Source organism: Xanthomonas sp. NCPPB 3570, from assembly GCF_056725115.1.
Window position 1 is genome coordinate 3565689 of record NZ_CM161513.1, and the last position, 20938, is coordinate 3586626.

17 protein-coding genes and 1 pseudogene are annotated in these 20938 nt (G+C 70.8%); 9 read left to right on the top strand and 9 right to left on the bottom strand.

What is annotated here, in order from left to right; all coding sequences use genetic code 11:
- Positions 1-61 precede the first annotated feature (61 nt).
- Positions 62-1930, top strand: a complete 1869-nt coding sequence (locus tag AC1PLR_RS15410; RefSeq protein WP_010341810.1) for an SLC13 family permease — start codon at positions 62-64, stop codon at positions 1928-1930.
- 31 nt (positions 1931-1961) lie between these two features.
- Here AC1PLR_RS15410 and AC1PLR_RS15415 read toward each other — a convergent pair whose 3' ends face one another.
- Positions 1962-2300 (bottom strand): Rieske (2Fe-2S) protein, encoded by a 339-nt coding sequence (locus AC1PLR_RS15415; protein ID WP_481101548.1) that lies wholly within the window; start codon positions 2298-2300, stop codon positions 1962-1964.
- Positions 2301-2503: 203 nt separating this feature from the next.
- Between AC1PLR_RS15415 and AC1PLR_RS15420 the strand changes: the two genes are divergently transcribed.
- The 5 genes from AC1PLR_RS15420 to AC1PLR_RS15440 all read left to right on the top strand — a co-directional run bounded on the left by AC1PLR_RS15420 (position 2504) and on the right by AC1PLR_RS15440 (position 6774).
- The gene (locus AC1PLR_RS15420; protein WP_481101549.1) at positions 2504-2776 is read left to right on the top strand and encodes a hypothetical protein; all 273 of its coding nucleotides are present in this window, start codon (positions 2504-2506) and stop codon (positions 2774-2776) included.
- Positions 2777-2895: 119 nt separating this feature from the next.
- Complete coding sequence (locus AC1PLR_RS15425; RefSeq protein WP_481101550.1) at positions 2896-3603, top strand: fumarylacetoacetate hydrolase family protein; 708 nt, start codon at positions 2896-2898, stop codon at positions 3601-3603.
- 124 nt (positions 3604-3727) lie between these two features.
- On the top strand, positions 3728-4147 hold the full coding sequence (gene mscL, locus AC1PLR_RS15430) for a large-conductance mechanosensitive channel protein MscL (RefSeq protein ID WP_019802352.1): 420 nt from the start codon (positions 3728-3730) through the stop codon (positions 4145-4147).
- Between the two features lie 96 nt (positions 4148-4243).
- Entirely contained in the window at positions 4244-5659 is a 1416-nt protein-coding gene (locus AC1PLR_RS15435) for a M28 family peptidase (RefSeq protein ID WP_481101551.1), read from the top strand.
- Positions 5660-5724: 65 nt separating this feature from the next.
- Complete coding sequence (locus AC1PLR_RS15440) at positions 5725-6774, top strand: LacI family DNA-binding transcriptional regulator (protein WP_481101552.1); 1050 nt, start codon at positions 5725-5727, stop codon at positions 6772-6774.
- 238 nt (positions 6775-7012) lie between these two features.
- Here the strand turns inward: AC1PLR_RS15440 and AC1PLR_RS15445 are convergent.
- The 3 genes and pseudogenes from AC1PLR_RS15445 to AC1PLR_RS15455 form a co-directional block, all read right to left on the bottom strand.
- Positions 7013-7858, bottom strand: a pseudogene (locus tag AC1PLR_RS15445) (cytochrome P450); the annotation flags it as partial.
- 91 nt (positions 7859-7949) lie between these two features.
- Positions 7950-8030 carry a tryptorubin family RiPP precursor gene (locus AC1PLR_RS15450; protein WP_234006660.1) on the bottom strand — a complete coding sequence of 27 codons (81 nt, stop codon included), beginning with the start codon at positions 8028-8030 and terminating at the stop codon, positions 7950-7952.
- Positions 8031-8237: 207 nt separating this feature from the next.
- Entirely contained in the window at positions 8238-9077 is an 840-nt protein-coding gene (locus tag AC1PLR_RS15455) for a TrmH family RNA methyltransferase (RefSeq protein ID WP_481101553.1), read from the bottom strand.
- A gap of 471 nt (positions 9078-9548) precedes the next feature.
- Here AC1PLR_RS15455 and AC1PLR_RS15460 point away from each other — a divergent pair, with 471 nt between their 5' ends.
- Entirely contained in the window at positions 9549-10610 is a 1062-nt protein-coding gene (locus AC1PLR_RS15460; RefSeq protein ID WP_481101554.1) for a hypothetical protein, read from the top strand.
- Positions 10611-10665: 55 nt separating this feature from the next.
- On the opposite strand, the gene AC1PLR_RS15465 is transcribed toward AC1PLR_RS15460, so the two are convergent.
- On the bottom strand, positions 10666-11226 hold the full coding sequence (locus AC1PLR_RS15465; RefSeq protein WP_481101555.1) for a GNAT family N-acetyltransferase: 561 nt from the start codon (positions 11224-11226) through the stop codon (positions 10666-10668).
- Positions 11227-11392: 166 nt separating this feature from the next.
- Between AC1PLR_RS15465 and AC1PLR_RS15470 the strand changes: the two genes are divergently transcribed.
- A complete protein-coding gene (locus AC1PLR_RS15470; RefSeq protein WP_148828492.1) occupies positions 11393-12136 on the top strand; it encodes a polysaccharide deacetylase family protein in 744 nt (247 codons plus the stop codon).
- Complete coding sequence (locus AC1PLR_RS15475; RefSeq protein WP_481101556.1) at positions 12133-13254, top strand: glycosyltransferase family 4 protein; 1122 nt, start codon at positions 12133-12135, stop codon at positions 13252-13254. Before AC1PLR_RS15470 ends, AC1PLR_RS15475 begins: the two co-directional genes overlap by 4 nt.
- A gap of 25 nt (positions 13255-13279) precedes the next feature.
- Here the strand turns inward: AC1PLR_RS15475 and AC1PLR_RS15480 are convergent, their stop codons facing one another.
- The 4 genes from AC1PLR_RS15480 to AC1PLR_RS15495 all read right to left on the bottom strand — a co-directional run bounded on the left by AC1PLR_RS15480 (position 13280) and on the right by AC1PLR_RS15495 (position 20872).
- Positions 13280-16405: an efflux RND transporter permease subunit gene (locus AC1PLR_RS15480; protein WP_481101557.1), complete on the bottom strand. Its 3126-nt coding sequence runs from the start codon at positions 16403-16405 to the stop codon at positions 13280-13282.
- Complete coding sequence (locus AC1PLR_RS15485; RefSeq protein WP_481101558.1) at positions 16402-17499, bottom strand: efflux RND transporter periplasmic adaptor subunit; 1098 nt, start codon at positions 17497-17499, stop codon at positions 16402-16404. Before AC1PLR_RS15485 ends, AC1PLR_RS15480 begins: the two co-directional genes overlap by 4 nt.
- Before the next feature lie 152 nt (positions 17500-17651).
- Positions 17652-18074 (bottom strand): hypothetical protein, encoded by a 423-nt coding sequence (locus AC1PLR_RS15490; RefSeq protein ID WP_481101559.1) that lies wholly within the window; start codon positions 18072-18074, stop codon positions 17652-17654.
- A gap of 119 nt (positions 18075-18193) precedes the next feature.
- Positions 18194-20872 carry a M1 family metallopeptidase gene (locus AC1PLR_RS15495; RefSeq protein WP_481101560.1) on the bottom strand — a complete coding sequence of 893 codons (2679 nt, stop codon included), beginning with the start codon at positions 20870-20872 and terminating at the stop codon, positions 18194-18196.
- Positions 20873-20938 lie beyond the last annotated feature (66 nt).

Here is a 20938-nt window from a genome sequence, read left to right on the forward strand (position 1 = left end):
GACGGCTCCGCTAGACGCCGTCGGCTAATCCCCAATCCCGAATCCCCAATCCCGGCCCCCAATGGATACCGCGCTGACGCTGACCACCGATATGAAGCTCGTGCTCGGGCTGGTCGGCTTCACCATGGCGATGTTCGTGTTCGAGCGGATCCGCGCCGACGTGGTGGCGCTGGTGGTGCTGGTGGTGCTCGGGGTGACCGGGCTGATCGCGCCGGAGGAGCTGTTCAGCGGCTTCTCCGGTAACGCGGTGATGAGCATCATCGCCACCACCATCCTCGGCGCCGGGCTGGAGCGCACCGGCGCGCTGAACCGGCTGGCGTCCTGGCTGCTGCGCCGGGCGCGCGGGGTCGAGGAACGGCTGATGCTGCTGACCACCGCCATCGCCGGGCTCAATTCCTCGTTCATGCAGAACCCCTCGGTGATGGCGCTGTACCTGCCGGTGGCCTCGCGCCTGGCCGGGCGCACCGGGCTGACCCTGCAGCGGCTGCTGCTGCCGATCGCCGCGGCCATCGTGATGGGCGGTGCGCTGACCATGGTCGGCAACTCGCCGCTGATCCTGCTCAACGACCTGCTGCAGTCGGCCAACAACAACCTGCCCTCGGGCATGGCCACCATCGAGCCGCTGCGCATGTTCGCGCCGCTGCCGATCGGCGTGGCGCTGCTGGCGGCGTCGCTGATCTATTTCCGCGTGCGCGGCGACAAGGCGCTGGCCGAAGAGGAGCGGCTGATCAACGACGGCGTCACCCCGGCGCGCACCGAGAGCTATTTCGCCCGCACCTACGGCATCGAAGGCGACGTGTTCGAGCTGATCGTCAGCGCCGACAGCCCGCTGGTCGGCATGACCCTGGGCGAGGCCGAGACCGTGCACAACGCGCCGCTGCTGCTGGCGCTGAAGACCGGCAACGACACCCGCCTGGCGCCACCGGCGGACATGCGCATCTGGGTCGGCAGCGTGCTCGGGGTGATGGGCGCGCGCCAGCAGGTCGCCGATTTCGCGCAGAACCAGTTCCTGCGCCTGTCCTCGCGCCTGCGCAACCTCGGCGACCTGTTCAACCCCAGCCGCGCCGGCATCTCCGAGGCGGTGATCCCGCCGACCTCGCGCTTCATCGGCAAGAGCGCGGCCGAGCTGCGCCTGCGCAAGCAGGCCGGGATCAGCCTGCTGGCGATCAACCGCGACAAGCAGGTGATCCGCGAGGACGTGCGCAAGGTGCCGCTGCGCGCCGGCGACATGCTGGTGTTCCACAGCATCTGGCAGGACCTGGCCCAGGCCTCGGAAAGCCGCGATTTCGTGGTGGTCACCGACTACCCCAAGGGCGAGCACCGCCCGCACAAGTTCAAGATCGCGATGACGATCTTCGCGCTGACCATCCTGATCGCGCTGACCTCCAGGCTGCCGGTGGCGCTGACCCTGATGACCGGCGTGGCCGGCATGCTGCTGACCGGCGTGCTGCGCATGGACGAGGCCTACGCGGCGATCAACTGGAAGACCGTGTTCCTGATGGCCGGGCTGATCCCGCTGGGCTGGGCGATGGACAGCAGCGGCGCGGCGGCCTGGGTCGCCGGCCACACCATCGCGCGGCTGCCCGAGGGCATGCCGGTGTGGGCGCTGGAGATCGCGCTGGGCCTGCTGACCACCGCGTTCTCGCTGGTGATCAGCCACGTCGGCGCGACCATCGTGATGGTGCCGATCGCGGTCAACCTGGCGCTGGCGGCCGGCGGCAATCCCACCGCGTTCGCGCTGATCGTGGCGCTGTCGGCCTCCAACAACCTGATGACCGCGTCCAATCCGGTGATCTCGATGATCACCGGCCCGGCCAACTACCAGCCGCGCGAACTGTGGCGCGTCGGCGGCCCGCTGTCGCTGGTCTACACCCTGGTGGTGGTGCTGATGGTCAACCTGATGTCGATGGGCTGGTGGCACGCGCTGTAGCGCGGCTCGTCGCAAGCACCTGCGCTGCGCGCTAAACCAGCACCACCTGCCCGTCGCGCACGCCCACCGGCACCGCGTGCAGGCCCTGGCCGCGGCAGGGGCCGGACACGCACTCGCCGCCCTGCAGTTCGAACGCGGCGCCATGCGCGGCGCACACCACATGGCCCTCGCGGCTCTTGAGGAACTGGCCCGGCGCCCAGTCCAGGCGGCGCCCGGCATGTGGGCACACGTTCAACCACGCGCGCACGCTGTCGCCCTCGCGGTACAGCAGCAGCGACTCGGATTCGCCGCCGATCAGCGCCTCGGCCTCGGCCAGTTCGCCGGAAACGAGGGCGTGCAGCGACGCCAGCACGGCGGAAGATTCGGTCATGGCTCACGGGTACGCACAGCGATGGGGCCGCAATTCTGGCACGGACGCGCGTAGCCCGCGCCGGCGCGCGACTTCACTTCACGAGGACATGCAAGCGGTTGAACGCAAAGTGTTAATTTTTCGCTTAACGAAGTTTTCACTCCGTCACATAAAACAGCGCCGATACTGCGCGCCTTCGGTTCAAACTGAAACAGAGTTCTGCCATGCGCGCTCGCCTCTTCAATTTCGACCAATTCCGGCACGTCTTCGCGCCGCGCAAGCCGCGCCATCCGCTGGTGAAGGTGGCCGTGGGCCTGCTCGGCCTGGCGATCCTGGCCGGGCTGGTGTTTGTCAGCGTGTTCGTGGGCGCGGCGATGATCCTGGGCGGCATCGCCATGAAGCTGCTGAGCCAGCGCGGCAAGCGCCCGGCCACCGCGCGCCGGCATGTCGTGGATGGCGAGTACCGGGTGGTGCGCAAGCCGGCCTTGCCGTTGTAAGGCGGGGATTGGGGAATCGGGATTGGGGATTCGCGAAAGCGGATTCCGCGTGCCTGTTGGATTTGGGTTGAACCCATCGCGGTAGACTGCGGCATCCCCTTCTCGTTGGATGCACGCTCATGAAAGACCTGTTCGCTGCTGCCGAGGCTCCTCGCGTTCCCGTGCGTGGGCAGGGCCTGTTTCCGGTGCATCGCATCTACTGCGTGGGCCGCAACTTCGCCGACCATGCGCGGGAGATGGGCGCCAGTGCGCCGGCCTCCAAGGCCGAGCGCGGCCAGCCGACCTTCTTCATGAAACCGGCCGATGCGCTGGTGATCGGCGACGAGGCCATTCCCTACCCGTCCGCGACCCAGGACCTGCACCACGAGGTGGAACTGGTGGTGGCGCTGGGCCAGGATGCGCCGGCCGGCGTGCTGCCGGTGGAAGGCGCCGAGGCGCTGATCCTGGCCTACGGCGTGGGCCTGGACCTGACCCGACGCGACCTGCAGGCCGCGGCCAAGGCCAAGGGCCTGCCGTGGGACATCGCCAAGGGCTTCGACGCGTCCGCGCCGATCAGCGAGTTGATCCCGGCCGGCGAGGTCGGTGCGCTGGAGGCGCTGAACCTGTCGCTGGAAGTCAACGGCGAGGTGCGCCAGCAGTCGCTGCTGGAGCAGATGATCTGGAACGTGCCGGAGATCCTGCACGAGCTGTCCAAGCTGTTCGCGTTGCGCGCCGGCGACCTGGTGTTCATGGGCACGCCGGCCGGCGTGGCCGCGCTGCGTCCGGGCGACCGCTTCAGCGCGCGCCTGGAGAACGTGGCCGAGCGGCATGGGCGCATCGTCGGCTGAGTTCGTCGGCCGAGGACACGCGTGCGGTCGCGCGGCGGACGCAGGCCTGTGATCCGACGACCACAATCGCTGCGCTAGGCTAGCGCCGCGGCGACAGGCCCGCACAGACAAGAGAGGAGTTCCGATGAGCATGATCCGCGAATTCAAGGAATTCGCCATGCGCGGCAACGTGCTGGACCTGGCGGTCGGCGTGGTGCTCGGCGCCGCGTTCGGCAAAATCGTCACCGCGCTGGTGGAGAAGATCATCATGCCGCCGATCGGACTGCTCGTCGGCGGCGTGGACTTCTCGCGCTGGGCGTGGACGCTGAAGGCGGCCACGGTGGACGCGGCGGGCAAGCCGGTGCCGGCGGTGGTGATCGGCATCGGCGATTTCCTCAACACCATCATCCAGTTCGTGATCGTGGCCTTCGCCATCTTCATGCTGGTCAAGGCGATCAACCGCATCGCGCGCAAGGAGCCGCCGGCACCGAAGGCGCCGACCGAGGAAGTGCTGCTGCTGCGCGAGATCCGCGATTCGCTCAAGCACGAGCCGCGCGCGGAGTAAGCGCGACGGTGCGCGCGGCCTCTTCCATGGAGGCCGCGCCGTGCACGGCGGCGAGGCACTGTTAAGCTCCCCGTTCCTGTGTTCGCGGAGTTCTCCATGCGCCGTCTCGCTGTCCTCATCGCTTCCGTCCTGAGCCTGTCCTCCACCGCCAACGCGGCCGAGGCCACGCGCATTCCAGAGGCGGCGCTGCGCGATGCAGCGACCCTGCGCGAACGCGCGCTGGCCGACGACACCGGCTGGAAGGTGGTCGAATCGCTGACCACCGAGATCGGCCCGCGCCTGGCCGGCAGCGAGGCCGATGCACGCGCGGTGGCCTGGGCCACGGCGAAATTCAAGGCGCTGGGCTTCGACAAGGTGTGGACCGAGCCGGTGACGTTCCCGAAGTGGGAGCGGCGCAGCGAACACGCGCAGGTGCTCGGCGCGCACGCGCAACCGCTGACCGTCACCGCGCTGGGCGGCAGCCCCGGCGGCACGGTCGAGGCCGAGGTGGTGCGCTTCGCCGACTTGGCCGCGTTGCAGGCGGCGCCGGCCGATGCGCTGCGCGGCAAGATCGCCTTCGTCGACTACCAGATGCTGCGCACCCGCGACGGCAAGGACTACGGCAATGGCGGCGCGGTGCGCAGCAAGGGGCCGTCCGAAGCGATCCGCAAGGGCGCCATCGGCTTCGTGATGCGCTCGGCCGGCACCGATTCGCACCGCGTGCCGCATACCGGCATCACCCGCTTCGACGACGGACTGACCCCGGTGCCGTCGGCGGCGCTGTCGGTGCCCGATGCCAACCAGCTGGCGCGCCTGCTCGCGCGCGGCCCGGTGCGCCTGCGCCTGGCGCTGGACTGCGGCTGGGACGGCACCGCCACCTCCTACAACGTGATCGGGCAGATCACCGGGCGCACGCTGCCCAACGAGGTGGTGCTGATCGGCGGTCACCTGGATTCGTGGGACCTGGGCACCGGCGCGATCGACGACGGCGCCGGCGTGGCGATCAGCATGGCCGCCGGGCATCTGATCGGCCAGCTCAAGCAGGCGCCCAAGCGCAGCATCCGGGTGGTCGCCTTCGCCAACGAGGAGCAGGGTCTGTACGGCGGCAAGGCCTACGCGCAGGCGCATGCCAAGGACGTGGCGCGGCACCAGATCGCCGCCGAGAGCGACTTCGGCGCCGGCCGCATCTACGCCTTCAACACCGGCTCCGGCGACGCCGCCGGCTCGCGCGAGGCGACCCGGCAGATCGCCGAGGTGCTGGCGCCGCTCGGCATCGCCTACGCGCCGGACACCGGCGGCCCCGGCCCGGATGTCGGCCCGCTGGCGGCCAAGGGCGGCGCCTGGGCGTGGCTGGCGCAGGACGGCAGCGATTACTTCGATCTGCATCACACCGCCGACGACACCCTGGACAAGATCGACCCGAAGGCGCTGGCGCAGAACGTGGCCGCGTATGCGGTGTTCGCGTATCTGGCGGCGCAGGCCGACGGCGGGTTCGGCAGCCAGGCCAAGACAGTGGAACCGCCCAGGGAGTAAAGTGCACCGGACCTGCGCAGGACGCGCGCAGGGGCTTCCCTTCCGCAGCTGCGCCAGGACCTTTGATGGGCATACGGCAACGTCGCGCGGGCTCAGCGGTGACGTTGCTGGATGTGGCCCGCCATGCGGGCGTGTCGCCGATGACCGCTTCGCGCGTGATCAACCGCCACCCGCGCGTGAGCGCGACCATGCGCGAGCGCGTCGAGGCGTCGATCCAGGCGCTCGGCTACCGCCCCAACCTCGCCGGCCGTTCGCTGCGCACCGCAGGACTGGCCCGCATCGGCGTGCTGTACAGCAACCCCAGCGCGGCCTATCTCAACCAGTTCATGCTCGGCGTGCTCGAACGCAGCAGCCTGGAAGGCTGCCAGGTGCTGGTGGAGAAGAGCGAGGACAGCGACAGCCAGCGCGCCGCCACCGAGCGCCTGCTCGATGCCGGCGCCGATGGCCTGATCCTGCCGCCGCCGCTGTGCGATGCGCGGCAGACCATCGCCGAGTTGGAAGCGCGCGGCATCCCGCTGGTGGCGGTGGCCACCGGCGCGCCGCTGCCCGGGGTCAGCTCGGTGCGCATCGACGACTACGCGGCCGCATGCGCGCTCACCCAGCACCTGCTCGATCTGGGCCACCGCGACATCGGCTTCGTCAGCGGCGATCCCGGCCATACCCCCAGCGCGCTGCGCAGCCGCGGGTTCTTCGACACCATGGCGCGGGCCGGGCTGACGGTGGCGCCGGAACGCGTGGCCGAAGGCCTGTTCACCTACCGCTCCGGCCTGCTCGCGGCCACCGCGCTGCTGCAGGCCGCGCCGCGCCCCAGCGCGATCCTGTGCAGCAACGACGACATGGCCGCGGCGGCGCTGGCGATCGCCCACGGCCTGCGCCTGCGCGTACCCGAGGATCTGTCGATCGCCGGCTTCGACGACACCCCGGTGGCAACGACGATCTGGCCGGAGCTGACCACCATCCACCAGCCGGTCACGGCGATGGGCGGGGCGGCGGTGACGCTGCTGCTCGGCGAGATCCGCCAGCGCCGCGACGCCCTGCCCAGCCGCGGCACCCACCAGGTGCTGGACTACACCCTGGTCACCCGCGCCTCCACCGCGCCGCCTGCAGCGGGCTGATCGTTAAGGCGTCGCGTGCGGCGTGCGCTGCCGCTCAGGCGCGCGCGTGCCGGACCACGTCGACCTGGGCGACGCCCAGCAGGCCGGTCAACGGCACGTCGGCGCGGCGTTGCCGCGGGTCGGCGACCAGCCCCTGGGTGCGCAGCAGGTCCAGCAACCGTTCCGCCAGCGGCATCACCATGTGCCGTCCCCAGCAGCGCTCGGAGGCATGGCCGAACGGCAGGTAGCCAGGCAGCGCATCCGGGTCCAGACCGTCCCAGCGCTCGGGCCGGAACGCCTCCGGTTCCTCCCACAGCGCCGGATCGCGATGGCTGAGCAAGGGCAGGACCAGCACGTCGTCGCCGGCGCCGATGCGCGGATCCAGCGCGCCGTACTCGGGCGAGGCGTTGCGCAGGATGTTCCAGGACGGCGGCAGCAGGCGCAGGGTTTCGTAGAGGATGTTGCGATTGGAAACATGCGGGTCGAACGGCGAGCCCAGCCACAGCGCGTTGGCGACCAGCGTGGAAATGGTGAAGCACACCGGCGCGGCGGTGCGCCGGTACAGCCCCATCGCATCGCGACGTTCGCGGTAGTTGCCGGCCGCGGACAGCAGCGTGGCCAGTGCCGAGGCGTCCGCGCGCGGCGCCAGCGGTGCAAGCGCGCCGGCGGCGATCACCGCCCAGGTCAGGCGCGGCGTCAGTTCCAGGGTGCGGTCCATCAGCAGGCGCAGCCGCCACGGATCGCCGCCGAGCAGCAGGTCGCGCAGATAGACATGGCCCACATGCGGCCAGGGGCCAGACAGGTCGAGCGTCGCGGGGACCGGGCGCTTCAGCGCCTCGCGTACGTCGCGGCCGATCGCCTGCATCAGCTTGGCCGCTTCGCTGCGCGCGATCGAGCGGCCGTGCAACGGTTTGAAGGTCGGGCGTTCGTGTTCGGTCGCGGGCCGGGCCGCGAGCAGGCGGTCGGTCAACGTCGGCCCGGCGACGCCGACCGTGTCGGCATCCAGGCGGAACGCCTCCTGCCCCACATGCGTGCGCAACAAGTCCTGCAGCCGCGGCGCGAAGACCGTGGCGCGCGCGTGGCGATCGACCAGGGTGGCGGACATCGCGAGTCTCCTGAAGGAACGGCGCCCGGCGCAGCGTCGCCGCCGCCGGGCACCGGCCGCACGCGACAGCGCGCGGCAACGCACAGGGCGCTCAGTACCAGATGTACCAGGCGTACGACTTCAGCGGCTTCTTCGACGACAGCAGGTGCTTGATGGAGAACAGCAGCTTCATAGCGACATCTCCGCAGGAGTGACGATGGCCCTTTCGGGAGGGGGAACTGCGCGGTCTCGCTGGCACGCATCGCGCGGGGCGCGATCGCATCGACGAGGCGCGCCTGCACGCTACGCCGCGGACAGGCGCCCCGCAAACCCGAAACCGGCAGACGCGCACACTATTTCGTAGCCAAATGCAGCCGGCCCCTGACGCCGGCCGCGGTGTTCAGCGCGCAGCGTGTTGGTGCGGATGCCGGCTGCGCCAGGTGCCCAGCAACACCGCGGTGGCGGCGGCGACATTGAGGCTTTCCACCGCGCCACTGCCCGGGATCGACAGGCGCAGGTCGCAGGCCTGCGCGAAGTCGCGATCCATGCCGTCGCTCTCGGCGCCCATGACGTAGACCAGGCGTGGCGGCAAGGCGCCGGCGAACAGATCGTCGCCGCCGGCCACCAGCGTCGCCGCCAGGGCGAAGCCCGCGCCCCGCAACTGCGCCACTGCCTGCGCCGACGGCGGAAGCCGCACCAGCGGCACCGCCTCGGCGCCGCCCTCGGCCACGCGCGCGGCCGCACCGGACAGCGCCAGTGCGGCCTGCTCCGGCAACAGGATCGCGCCCACGCCGAAATGCGCCGCCGAGCGCAGGATCGCGCCGAAGTTGTGCGGATTGCCCACGCCGTCCAGCCACAGCGCCACCACCGGTCCCGGCGCCAGCGTCTGCAGCCAGTCGGCCAAGGCCAGCGGCGCGACGCGCAGCACGTCGGCGACCACACCCTCGTGGTGGCTGCTGGCGGCGAGCTTGTGCAGGTCGGCCTCGTCCACCACGCGGTAGCCGACCCGATTGGCCACGCACCACTTCAGCAGCGGCTGCAGCGCCGGGATCCGCGCCTCGCTCAGGTACAGCTTGCGGATCGCCTCCGGCCGCCGCGCGTACACCGCGCGCACTGCGTTGAGGCCGTAGAGGCGCAGTTCGTTGCGGGTACTGGCCGGCGCACCCTCACCCCCGGCCCCTCTCGCGGGGGGAGAGGGGGGATTTCCACCGCGCGGGCGGTTGCCCCAGGGCGAGGTCATCGGCGCACGCCCGTGGCGCAGCGGGAACGAAGGGCATGACGCATGGCAATCTCCTGAAAAAAAGCGCGGGCCGCGCGTCGGGAACGGCGGGCTGCGGACATTTTCGCTCATCCGCGCGCCGCCGGCTGCCCCGGCGTGGTCCAGCGCGGCGCCGGCACTTGTCTACATCGCGCGACACGAAGCGCAAACCAGATCGCGGCGACGACCGAGAAGCAGTTCACCCTCGCCCGCACCATGCGGGATTCGCGTGGAGACATGCGGAAATCCGACAAGCGCGCACTGCACATTGGGTCCATCGTCGCCGCTCCTTCGGCCACCACGCAGGTCTCTATCGAAAACAGCCACACCCCGTCCCACTCGCTTCGCAGACGGGAGGCACGCCGCGACCGTCGGCGCCACAACGCGCCGCGCCGCTGCACCGGATGGCCTCCCGAGAACGCATTCCGCATTCTCACGACAAGGCGAACTCCCATGCACTCCGATTTCCGCACTTCTTCCTGGACCGCACGCCACCGTGCCTGCAGCGCATTGCTGCTGATGCTTGCGCTGTTAGGCCTCAGCGCCAGCGCGCTGGCGCAGACCGCCGCGCCCGATGCACGCCTGGCCCGGGCCGGCGCCCTGCGCGCCGCACACAAACCCGCCGAGGTTCCCGACGACTACATCCAGACGCCCTTCGGCTACTTCGCGCCGGCCTGCGTGCGCCAGGTGCATCGCAACGAGCGCGTGCTCGGCGACGGCGGCCTGCAGCGCGCCAACGGCGTGCGCGAACAGGCGCAGGCCTGCACCCAGGACAACTTCACGCCCAGCGGCATCCGGGTACGGCCTGACGGACGCGGCCTGGATGGCAGGCAAGTCCGCGGCAACGCCGCACTGGCGGCCTCCAGCGCGCGCCGCGCGGTGCCGCCGCCGATCACCCACGACTGGGTGCAGTCGGCCATCGACGTGACCGGCAACAAGATGGGCCGCATCGTGGCCAGTTGGACGGTGCCGCAGAACCCGACCAACGTGGCGCAGCAGACGGTGTATTTCTTCCCCGGCATGCAGAGCGACGATCCGACCATCCTGCAACCGGTGCTGGGCTACCGTGGCGACAGCAATACCTGGGATCTGAGCAGTTGGAATTGCTGCCAGGACGGCATGGTCTGGTACAGCGATTTCATCCCGGCCAAGGCCGGCGACCGGATCGTCGGCGACACCTATGCCACCTGCAACAACGGCAGCCCCTGCGCCAACTGGAACGTCGATACGCGCAACGTCACCACCGGCCAGAGCGTGCGGCTCAGTACCACCTACGACATCAATTCCCGGACGCACCTGGTGGTGGGCGGCGCGCTGGAAGTGTATGCGGTGGACAGCTGCGATCAGTATCCGCCCGACCGCCGCATCACCTTCGACGCGATCGGCGTGTACGACTACCGCATGCAGCGGGTCGCATCGCCGGCGTGGGTGTCGTACAGCGACAGCTCTGGCCTGGACGTGCAGTGCGACTACGCCGTGGACACCACCGCCACCTCGGCGACCATTTCCTACTGACGCCGCATGATCGTCTGAGCCCCGCGTCGCCGTCCGACGGCGGCGGCGACGCGGCTCAGGCGCCGGGCCAGATGCGCGCGAACAGCCGCAGCGCGCGCCGTTGCCCGTCGCGCACCGACACCTCGGGGCGCACGCCGATCTCGGCGAAACCGTTCTTCTGCAGTACCCGCGCCGAGCCGTGATTGTCCGGCAGCGTCAACGCCTCGATCCGATACAGGCCTAGCGTCGGCACCGCCCAGTCCAGGTAGGCGGCGACGATGCGGGTCATCCGCCCCTGGCCCCAATGCGCACTGCCGAGCCAGTAGCCGAGCTCGGCCAGGCCAGGCGCCGGCTGCGCCGCGGCATGCAGGCCGATGCCGCCGCAGGCCTCGCCGCCGATCTCGATCGCCAGCACCGGATGCAGCGGATCGTTCAGGTCGATCACCCGCCCGCCCAGAAAGGCCTCGCCGTCGGCCCGCGTGTAGGGGTGCGGAAAGCGCCGGCTCAGCCCGCGCGCCACCTGGGCATCGTTGGCGTGGCGTAGCAGCGCGTCCAGATCGCTGGCGCGCCAGCGACGCAGCACGATGCCGTCCCACTGCACATCCGGCTCTGGCCAACGGTCGGCAACGGCGGACATCGGTAGCTCCTGCGGCAACGGGACACCCAGCATAGCCGCCGGCCGGTCCGTCCGCCGGGGCGCGCGATCGTCTACGGCTGAGGGTTTTCCCCGACAGACCAGCGAAAGCCAGCGCCGCTAGACTCCCGCGCCGCACCTCGCCCTTCCGTCCCAAGAGCCGTTCCCGATGCCCTCCGACACCGCCGCCACGGCCCGCATTCCGATCTTCATGTACCACAACGTGGCCGAGGCGCCGCGGCATCTGCAGGTGTACCGCAGCCTGTACGTCAGCCCGGGCCGCTTCGCCCGGCAGATGCGCCTGCTGCAGCGGCTGGGCTACCGCGGCGTGTCCATGTCCGACGCCATGCCCTACCTGCGCGGCGAGCGCCAGGGCAAGGTCGCGGTGGTCACCCTGGACGACGGCTACCTGGACAATCTGCACGCGGCGCTGCCGGTGCTGCAGCGGCTGGGCTTCACCGCCACCGTGTACATGGTCAGCGGCTGCATCGGCCGCCACAACGTGTGGGATGCGCAGAAGCTGGGCATCGAAAAGCCGCTGATGAACCTTGCCGAGCTGCGCCAGTGGCGCGCCGGCGGCATGGAGGTCGGCGCGCACACCCGCTCGCACCCGCACCTGACCGGCTGCAGCGATGCCGCCCTGCGCGAGGAGATCGGCGGCTGCAAGCGCGAACTGGAGGACCTGCTCGGCGAGGCGGTGCCGCAGTTCTGCTACCCCTACGGCGATGTCGACGACCGCGTCGCCGACGTGGTGCGCGAGGCCGGCTACACCGCCGCCACCAGCACCCGCCGCGGCCGCGCCCCGGCCGGCTCGGACCCGATGCGCTACCCGCGCATCCAGGTCGCGCGCCACCACCTGCTGCCGCAGTTCGCGCTGCGCGCCTTCACCGCCTACGAGGACCGGCGCGGATGAAATTCCTGTTCGTCGGCACCAATCCCGAAAACACCGGCGCGGCCACCCATTTCGTGGCGCTGGCGCAGGCGCTGGCCGGCGTCGGCCACCAGGTCGAGGTCATCGCCTGCGAAGGCGGCCTGATCGCCGACGAGTTGCGCCGCAGCGGCATCACCGTGCACGTCGGGCATTTCCGCAACGTGCTGGACCCCGATGGCTATGGACCACTGCTGCGGGTGGCGCGGCGCAGCCGGCCGGACTGGCTGGTCGGCAACTTCGGCAAGGAATACTGGCCGCTGCTGTTGGCCGGACGCGGCCTGGGCATCCGCGTGGCGCTGTTCCGCCACCGCACCCCGGCGATGAGCGCGCTGTCCGGCTATGCGATACCACGCCTTGCCGCGCGCTTCTTCGCGGTGTCGCACTACGCGCGCCAGGCCTACCTGGAGCGCGGCGTGCCCGAGGCGCTGGTGCAGGTGCTGTACAACCCGGTGACCATGGAGCGGCTGCGCCCGGATCCGGAACGTGGCCGTGCCATCCGCGCCGCGCAGGGCTTGCCCGAGGATGCGATCGTGCTCGGCTACAGCGGACGCATGCATGCCGGCAAGGGCATTTTCCCATTGCTGGAAGCCGCAGGAGCGGCGATGGCGCAGGAACCGCGCCTGCACTGCCTGTGGCTGGGCGACGGCCCGGACGCGCCGCAACTGCAGGCGCAGGCCGCGGCGCAGCCGCACGGCGAACGCCACCGCTTCGTCGGCTGGGTCAACGACACCACCCCGTACTACAACGCGATGTCGATGCTGGCGTTTCCGTCGCTGGCGCCGGAAACCTTCGGCCGGGTCTCGGTGGAAGCGCAGGCCAGCGGCGTGCCGGTCCTGGCCAGCCACGTCGGCGGTACCGCCGAGACGCTGGACCCCGGCGTCAGCGGCGAACTGCTCACGCCCGGGGACATCGCTAGCTGGCGCGACGCGATCCTGCGTCTGTGCGACAGCGAACGGCGCCAGCGCATGGGCCAGGCCGGGCGCGACTTCGTGCAACGCCATTTCGGCGGCGCGGTGATCGCCGCGCAGTTCGTGCACCTGCTGCAGCAGCCGCGCTGCGCGCCGCGGCCGCTGGCGTCGTCGCGGGTCGATCCGGCCTGAAGCAAGCCGGTCCGAGCGATCCCGCTCAGGCGTGGCCGCCGACCGAGGGCGTCTGCGCTTCCAGTTCCTGCAGGCGCTGCTGCACTGCGTCCGGTGAGCGCGTGTACGGCGCCAGCAGCGCGTAGAACGCCGGCACCACGAACAGCGACAGCAGCGTGGATACCGACACGCCGAAGATCACCACGATGCCGATGGTGGCGCGGCTGGCCGACCCGGGGCCGCCGGCGACCACCAGGGGGATGGCGCCGACCACGGTGGCCAGCGAGGTCATCAGGATCGGGCGCAGACGCACCGCCGCCGCTTCGACGATGGCCTCGCGCACGCTGCGCCCGGCATCGCGCAACTGGTTGGCGAACTCGACGATCAGGATGCCGTTCTTGGCCGCCAGCCCGACCAGCATGACGATGCCGATCTGGCTGAACAGGTTGAGGGTGCCGCCGCTGATCGCCAGGCCAATCAGCGCGCCGAACACGCCCAGCGGCACGGTCAGCATGATCACCAGCGGGTGGATGAAGCTCTCGAACTGCGCTGCCAGCACCAGGTACACGATCAGCAGCGCCAGGGCGAAGGTCAGCAGCACCGCACCGCCGGCCTTCTGGTACTCGCGCGATTCGCCCTTCCAGTCGAGCTGCGCGTAGTCGGGCAGTTCCTCGCGCGCCACCTGCTGCGCCCAGGCGATCGCCTCGCCGAGCGGATAGCCCGGGGCCAGGCCGGCGTTGATGGTGATTGCGCGCAGGCGATTGAAGCGATGCAGGTTGCCCGGCTCGGCGACTTCGCGCAGGGTCACCAGGTTCGACAGCGGGATCAGCTGGCCGTTGTCGGCGCGCACCCGGATCGCTGCCAGATCGTCGGGGTCGGCGCGGCCGTCGCGGCTGGCCTGCAGCATCACGTCGTACTCCTCGCCGTTGTCGACGAAGGTGGTGACCTGGCGCGAGCCCATCAGCGTCTCCAGCGCGCGGCCGATCTCGGTCACCGGCACGCCGAGGTCGGCCGCACGCTGGCGGTCGATCTCCACGCGCATCTGCGGTCGGGTTTCCTTGTAGTCCGAATCGGCGCCGACCAGGCCGGGATTGTCGGCGATGCGCGCGAGCAGGCGGTCGCGCCATTGCGCGATCTCGGCGTAGTCGGGGCCGCCGAGCACGATCTGGAACGGCTGCCCGCGGCTGTTGACCAGGCCGCCGCCGACCTGGGTGCGCGCGCGCACGCCAGGCAGCGCGCGCAGTTCGTCCTGCAACTGGGCGGCGACGTCGGCGGTGGCCACGTCGCGCTGGCTCCAGTCGCGCAGGAACACGCTGACCCGGCCGGTGTGCATCTCCTCGCTGGCGCCGAAACTGCCGGGCACGCGCGGATTGGCGCGCGCGATCGGCTGGCCGTCGCCGCGGTGGCGGTCGAGGATGGCCTCGACCTGGTGCATCTGCCCCACGGTGTAGTCGAAGCCGGCGCCTTCCGGCGCATCGATCATCACCTGGAACGAGCCGCGGTCCTCGGCCGGTGCCAGTTCCGAGGGAATCACCCGCGCCAGCAGCGCGCTGGCCGCCAGCGCGGCCAGCATCAGCGCGCCGAACAGCCAGGCGCGGCCGACGTGGCGCTCGAGCACGCGCCGGTAGCGCGCGCTCAGCCCCTGCAGCCGCGCCTCGACCCAGCCATGCACGCGGTTGGGTTGCTCGCGCGCGTGCGCCTTGAGCAGCTTGGACGACATCATCGGGGTCAGGGTCAGCGCGACGAAGGCGGAAATCGCCACCGCCGCGGCCAGCGCCACCGCCAGTTCGCGGAACAGGCGCCCGGTGTTGCCTTCGAGGAAGCCGACCGGCAGGAACACCGCCACCAGCACCGCGGTGGTGGCGATGACCGCGAAGGCGACCTGCGCGGTGCCGCGCCGCGCCGCCACCAGCGCCGGTTCGCCCAGATCGACGCGGCGCTGGATGTTCTCCACCACCACGATCGCATCGTCCACCACCAGGCCGATGCACAGCACCAAGGCGAGCAGGGTCAGCAGGTTGATCGAGAAGCCGAACGCATACAGCGCGATGAACGCCGCCACCAGGCACACCGGTACCGTCACCGCCGGAATCAGCGCCGCGCGCACGCTGCCCAGGAACAGCCAGATCACCACCAGCACCAGCACCACCGCCTCGATCAGGGTGTGGTAGACGCGCTCCACCGAAGCATCGATGAACACGGTGGAATCGAAGGCCACGAAGATCTGCGTGCCCTTGGGCAGGGTCTGCTGGATCTGCTGCGCCGCCGCGCGCGCGGCGCGGGCCACGTCCAGGCTATTGGCGGTGGAGGTCTTGACGATGCCCAGGCCGACGTTGGGCACGCCGTTGCTGCGGAAGTAGGCGCGGCGCTCGGCCGAGGCCAGTTCCACCTTGGCCACGTCGCCCAGCCGCACCACGTAGCCGTCGCGGCCCTTGCCCAGCGGGATCGCGGCGAAGTCCGCGGGAGTGCGGTAGTTGCGCTCCACGCGCAGGGTGAAGTCGCGATCGGCCGATTCCAGGCGGCCGGCCGGCAGTTCCACGTTCTCGCGGGCCAGGGCGTTCTCGACGTCGGCCACGGTGAGCTCACGCGCGGCCAACTGGTCGCGGTCCAGCCAGATCCGCATCGCGTAGCGCTGCCGCCCGCCCAGCATCACCTGCGCCACGCCGTCGATGCTGGACAGGCGGTCCACCACGTAGCGCTCGGCGTAATCGGACAGTTGCAGCGCGTCCATCGTGCTGGAGCTCATGTTGAGCCACAGGATGGCGTCGGCATCGGACTCGACCTTGGCGATCTCCGGCGCGTCGGCCTCGTCGGGCAGGCGGTCGAGCACGCGGCTGACCGCGTCGCGCACGTCGTTGGCGGCGGCCTCGATGTCGCGGGTGGCGCGGAACTCCAGGCTGATGTCGGCCACGCCGTTGGAACTGCGCGCCTGGATCGTCTCGATGCCTTCGATGCCGGCCAGCGCGTCTTCCAGCACCTGGGTGATGCGGCTTTCCACCACCGCCGCCGAGGCGCCGGGATAGCGCACATCCACCGACACGATCGGCGGATCGATCGCCGGCAGCTCGCGCAGGGTCAGCCGGCTGTACGCCATCACCCCCAGCACCACCAGCAACAGGCTCATCACCGCGGCGAACACCGGCCGGGTGATGGAGACGTCGGACAGCTTCATCGCGCCAGGTCCGCCGCGGCGCTGCCGCTGCGCGCGCCACCGCCATCGACGCCGGCGGCGGCATCGACCACGGCCACGCCCGGGCGTAGCTTGCCGGTGCCCTCGACCACGATGCGCTGGCCAGGCTGCAGGCCCTCCACGATCTCGACCAGGCCGTCGCGGCGCGTGCCGGTGCGCACGTCGGCACGGGCCACGGTGGCATCGGCACCGACCCGGTACACGAACGCATCGCGTCCCACCTGCACCACCGCGATCTCCGGGATCACCAGCGCCTGCCGCGCGGGTCGGTACAGGCGCACATCCATCAGCATGCCCGGGCGCAGCGCGCGGTCGGCGTTGTCGAACGCGGCGCGCACGGTGACCGCACGGGTGGCGCTGTCCACGCGCGCATCCACCGTGGCGACCTTGCCTTCGAAGGCGCGCCCTGGGTAGGCCACACTGCGGCCGCCGACCACGTCGCCAGGCTTCACCGTCGACAGCGCCGCCTCAGGCACCTGGAAATCCACGTAGACCTGGGCCACGTCGTCGAGCGTGGCGATGGTCGCGTCCGGCGTCAGCAGCGCGCCGGGGCTGACCTGGCGCAGGCCGAGCACGCCGGCGAACGGCGCGCGCACGCTGCGGTCGCCGATCTCCGCACGCATCTGCAGCACCCGCGCCTGCGCGGCGTCGCGCAGGGCGCGTTGCGTGTCCAGTTGCGCGCGCGACACCAGTTGCCGGCCGACCAGCTCGCTCTGCCGCCGGTACAGTTGCTCGGCCTCGGTGTAGGTGGCCTCGGCCTCGCGCAGCGCCGCTTGCTGGCCCTGTCCGCGCAGCGTCACCAGCGGCGCGCCGGCCGCCACTTCCTGGCCGCTCTCGAAGTGCACGCGCTCGACGATCTCGCTGACCTTGGCGGTCAGCGTCACCGACTCGCGCGCCTTGACCGTGCCCAGCGAGGACAGGCTGTCGTTCCAGTCGCGCAGCTGCACCGTCTGCAGCGTCACCGGAACCGCGGCATTGGCCTTGGCCGGCGCCGCGGGCTTGCCGCACCCGACAAGCGTGATCGACGACAACAGGAGATACACCAGGCGGACGCCGGCGCGTGGTCGGTGCGGCATGGGAATCCCGGACGCGTGGAGTTCGGCCCAGTCTAACGGCCCGGCGTGACCGGCGTTGAGACAGTTCGGGCATGACCGACGACCCTTGCCGGCCCGCCGAGGCGCTGCGCGATGAGACGCAGCGCACGCGTGGCGCGGCCTGCGGCGCTCACTCACTCCTTGGCGGTACGACGCCGGGTGAAGTACGGATAGGCCACCACGAAGGCGAGCGCCGATGCAGTCCCCAGCAGCATGCGCACCGCCTGCCCCAGGGTGTGCGGCACATACAGGGCATGCGCCGAGGCGTCATACCAGATCGCGTGCAGCATCAGCAATCCGAACGTGGCCATCGGCAGTCCGAACACCAGCCAGCCGAAAAAGCGCAGCGCCGGCGACGTGCGCCCCTCGGCCAACTTGCCGACGATCTCGGTGCTGGCCAGGTGGTACTGGAACGGATCGGAGGTGGCGTACCTGGGCGGCGGTGGCGGCGCTGGCTCCGGTTGCACCGGCTGATGCGTCACCTGTTCGGCGCACGCCGGTTGGACCAGTTCGGCCACATTGGTTCTGGCCAGCACGTCATGCAGCTTCGGATCCATGCGTTTCCCCTGAACGTTGCCCGGCAGCGTCGTCCGCCACCGGATCCGCCATCCCTGCGCCTGCCGCGGGAGTGCATACCGCATCGCATGCGGGCGGCGCAGGGGCCTGGCAACTGCGATCAGCGCGGCGGGAACGCGGCACGCTGCCGCGCCTGCAGCGCACTGCACAGGCGAATGGTTTCGGCGGTCTGCGCCAGGCCGCGGTCGGCGCCGCTGAGCGCCCTCAGGCGCGGGGTGAAGAACGCCTCCAGCCGGTCCGCTTCGGCGGCGTCGCAGCCACCGCTGGCGGCCAGCGCCGGCAGGCGACCGCCGTCGAAGGACCCGGAGCGTGCCACGATGCGATCGAAATTGGCGGTGTACCAGGTCCACATCGAGGCATGCGTGGCCGGCTCGGCATGCGCGCCCATCAGCAGGCTGTTCATCTCGCCGACCTTGATCGCATCGGTCAACGCGAAATCGCGCACCTTCTGCACCTGCTGCGGGTCGCGCACGGCGCCGAGCGCCTCGATCATCGCGTTGCGCTGGGCCGGTTCGCCATGGCCGCGCAGGGCGGCGATCAACGCGTCCACGGCCGGCGCGCCACGCGTCTGCACCGCCACGGTCAGTGCCGTGCCGAGCAGGTCCGGGTTGGCGGCGGCGAAGTCCAGCGCGCCGCCCTTGCCGGCCAGCACCGCATCGCCCTGGGCCAGCAGCGCCTGCCGCACCGCCGGCACGCCCATGGTCACGCCGAGCAGGTCGGCCAGGTGCGAGCGCAGCGCCACGTCGTCGTCGCTGTCGCCGGCACGGCGCTGATAACCCAGCGCCTGCAGGCGTGCGCCGAACGCGGCCTCGGTCGCCTGGCGCAGCCTGGCGCGCTGTGCGTCGTCGCTCGCCAGCACCCGCCAGATCCAGCCGATGCGGTCGTTCAACGCGGTGGCCACGGCCGTGGCCTTGGCCGGCGCCAGCTGCTGCATGGCCGCGATCACGTTCGCGGTGTCGGCCTCGCCGGTGCGGAACGCGCTGTCGATGGCGTCGGCATAGGCCAGCTTCTCGGCATCGTCGAGCGCATCGAGATGGCGGCCGAGCGCGGTCAGCTGCGGCTTGGGCAGGGCGAAGCGGTAGTAGCCGGTGCCGCCGGCGTTGGGCATCACCCAACTGTTCGCATCGGCGCCGGCGAGCGTGAAGCGGCCGTCGCTGGAAGACAGCATCTGGCAGGCACGGCGCACGCCCTGGCGCGTGCCGTACTTGACGCACACCGGCACGCCCCACGTCTGTGCGGCGTTGCCGCGCGAGCCCAGCGGCAGGAAGCGCTGCTGGTGCAATTGCAGCACCGCGCCGCCAGCCTCGCGCTGCAGCTGCGCTTGCAGATAGGGCACGCCAGGCTGGTCGAGGAAGCTGCGGAACGCGGCCTTGAACTCCTCGTCCTTGCCGGCCGCGGCGGCGATCGCATCGACCAGGTCGTCGGCGGTGGCGTTGCCGAAACGGTGCGCACGGATGTAGGCGCGCATGCCGCTGCGGAAGGTGTCCTCGCCGACGAACTGCTCGAACATGCCCAGCACCGCGGCGCCCTTGCGGTAGGTGATGCTGTCGAAGGCGGTCTCGATGTCGCCGTTGCCGGTGATCGGCTGGCGGATCTTGCGCGCGCTGACCAGGCTGTCGTTGTCCATTGCGTCCTGCGCGGCACTGATGCGGTCCAGGTCGGCGCGGTACTGCGGACGCAGGCGCATGGTGATCTTCTGCTGCATCCAGGTGGCGAAGGCCTCGTTGAGCCACAGGTCGTCCCACCAGGCCATGGTCACCGTATCGCCGGTCCACTGGTGCGCCAACTCGTGCGCGGTGACGTTGAACGAGCCCTCGACATTGTGCCGCGGCGAATCGTCGTCCAGCAGCAACAGCCAGTCGCGGAAGGTGACGAAGCCGGGATTCTCCATCGCACCGGCGGAGAAATCCGGCGCGGCCACCAGGTCCAGCTTGTCGAACGGATAGCCGAAGTCGTAATAGTCCTCCAGCGCGGCGATGATCTCCGGCGTCTGCTGCAGCGCGCGCTGAATGCGCGGCCCCTGCCCCTGTGCGGCCACGCCGCGCAGCGGGATGGCCTGCGGGCGCTGCGGCGTGGCCGGCAGCGCCGGCCCGTCGACCACGTCCCATGGCCCGACCGCGTAGGCCACCAGGTAGGTCGGCAGCGGCACGGTCTCGGCGAAGCGCGCGGTCTTCCAGCCCTTGCCGGCCGGCTCGGTGGACACGGCGCGGGTATTGGCCAGCGCCTGCTCGCCCTCGGGCACGGTCAGGCGCAGCGCGAACGGCGTCTTCAGCGCCGGCTCGTCGAAGCCGGGGAAGGCGTAGCGCGCGCTGATCGGCTCCATCTGCGTCAAGGCATAGGCATGCCCCTGCGCCTTGACTTGGTAGAGGCCCTGCAACTGCTGGTTGAACGGCGCGCTGTAGACGATGGTCAGGGTCAGTTCCTGCGGCTGCAGCGTTCGCCCGAAGGCGATGCGGGCCACGCCGGCCTGCGCGTCGGCTTGGGTGTAGCGCACCGGGAACGACGCACCATCGGCGGTGCGCAGCGTGGCCTTGCTCACCCGCAACTCCTTGCCGTGCAGCCACAGATGGTCGGACGCGCGCTCCAGGCGCACGCGGACGGTGGCGGTGCCGTCGAAGCTGGTGCGCTCCGGATCGATCTTCAGGTCCAGGGCGTAGTGCTCGGGCACCGCCCACTCCGGCAGGCGCCCGCTCGGCACCGCGTCGGGCGCCTGCGCGCAGGCCGCGCCGCAGCACAGCGCGAGGACGGAAAACAGCACGCGACGGGACAGAACGGGCATGGAGAGGCCTTCGCCGATGAGGAGGGCGACGACTTAAGCACGCGCGGCGGCGGCTGTCACGTGATG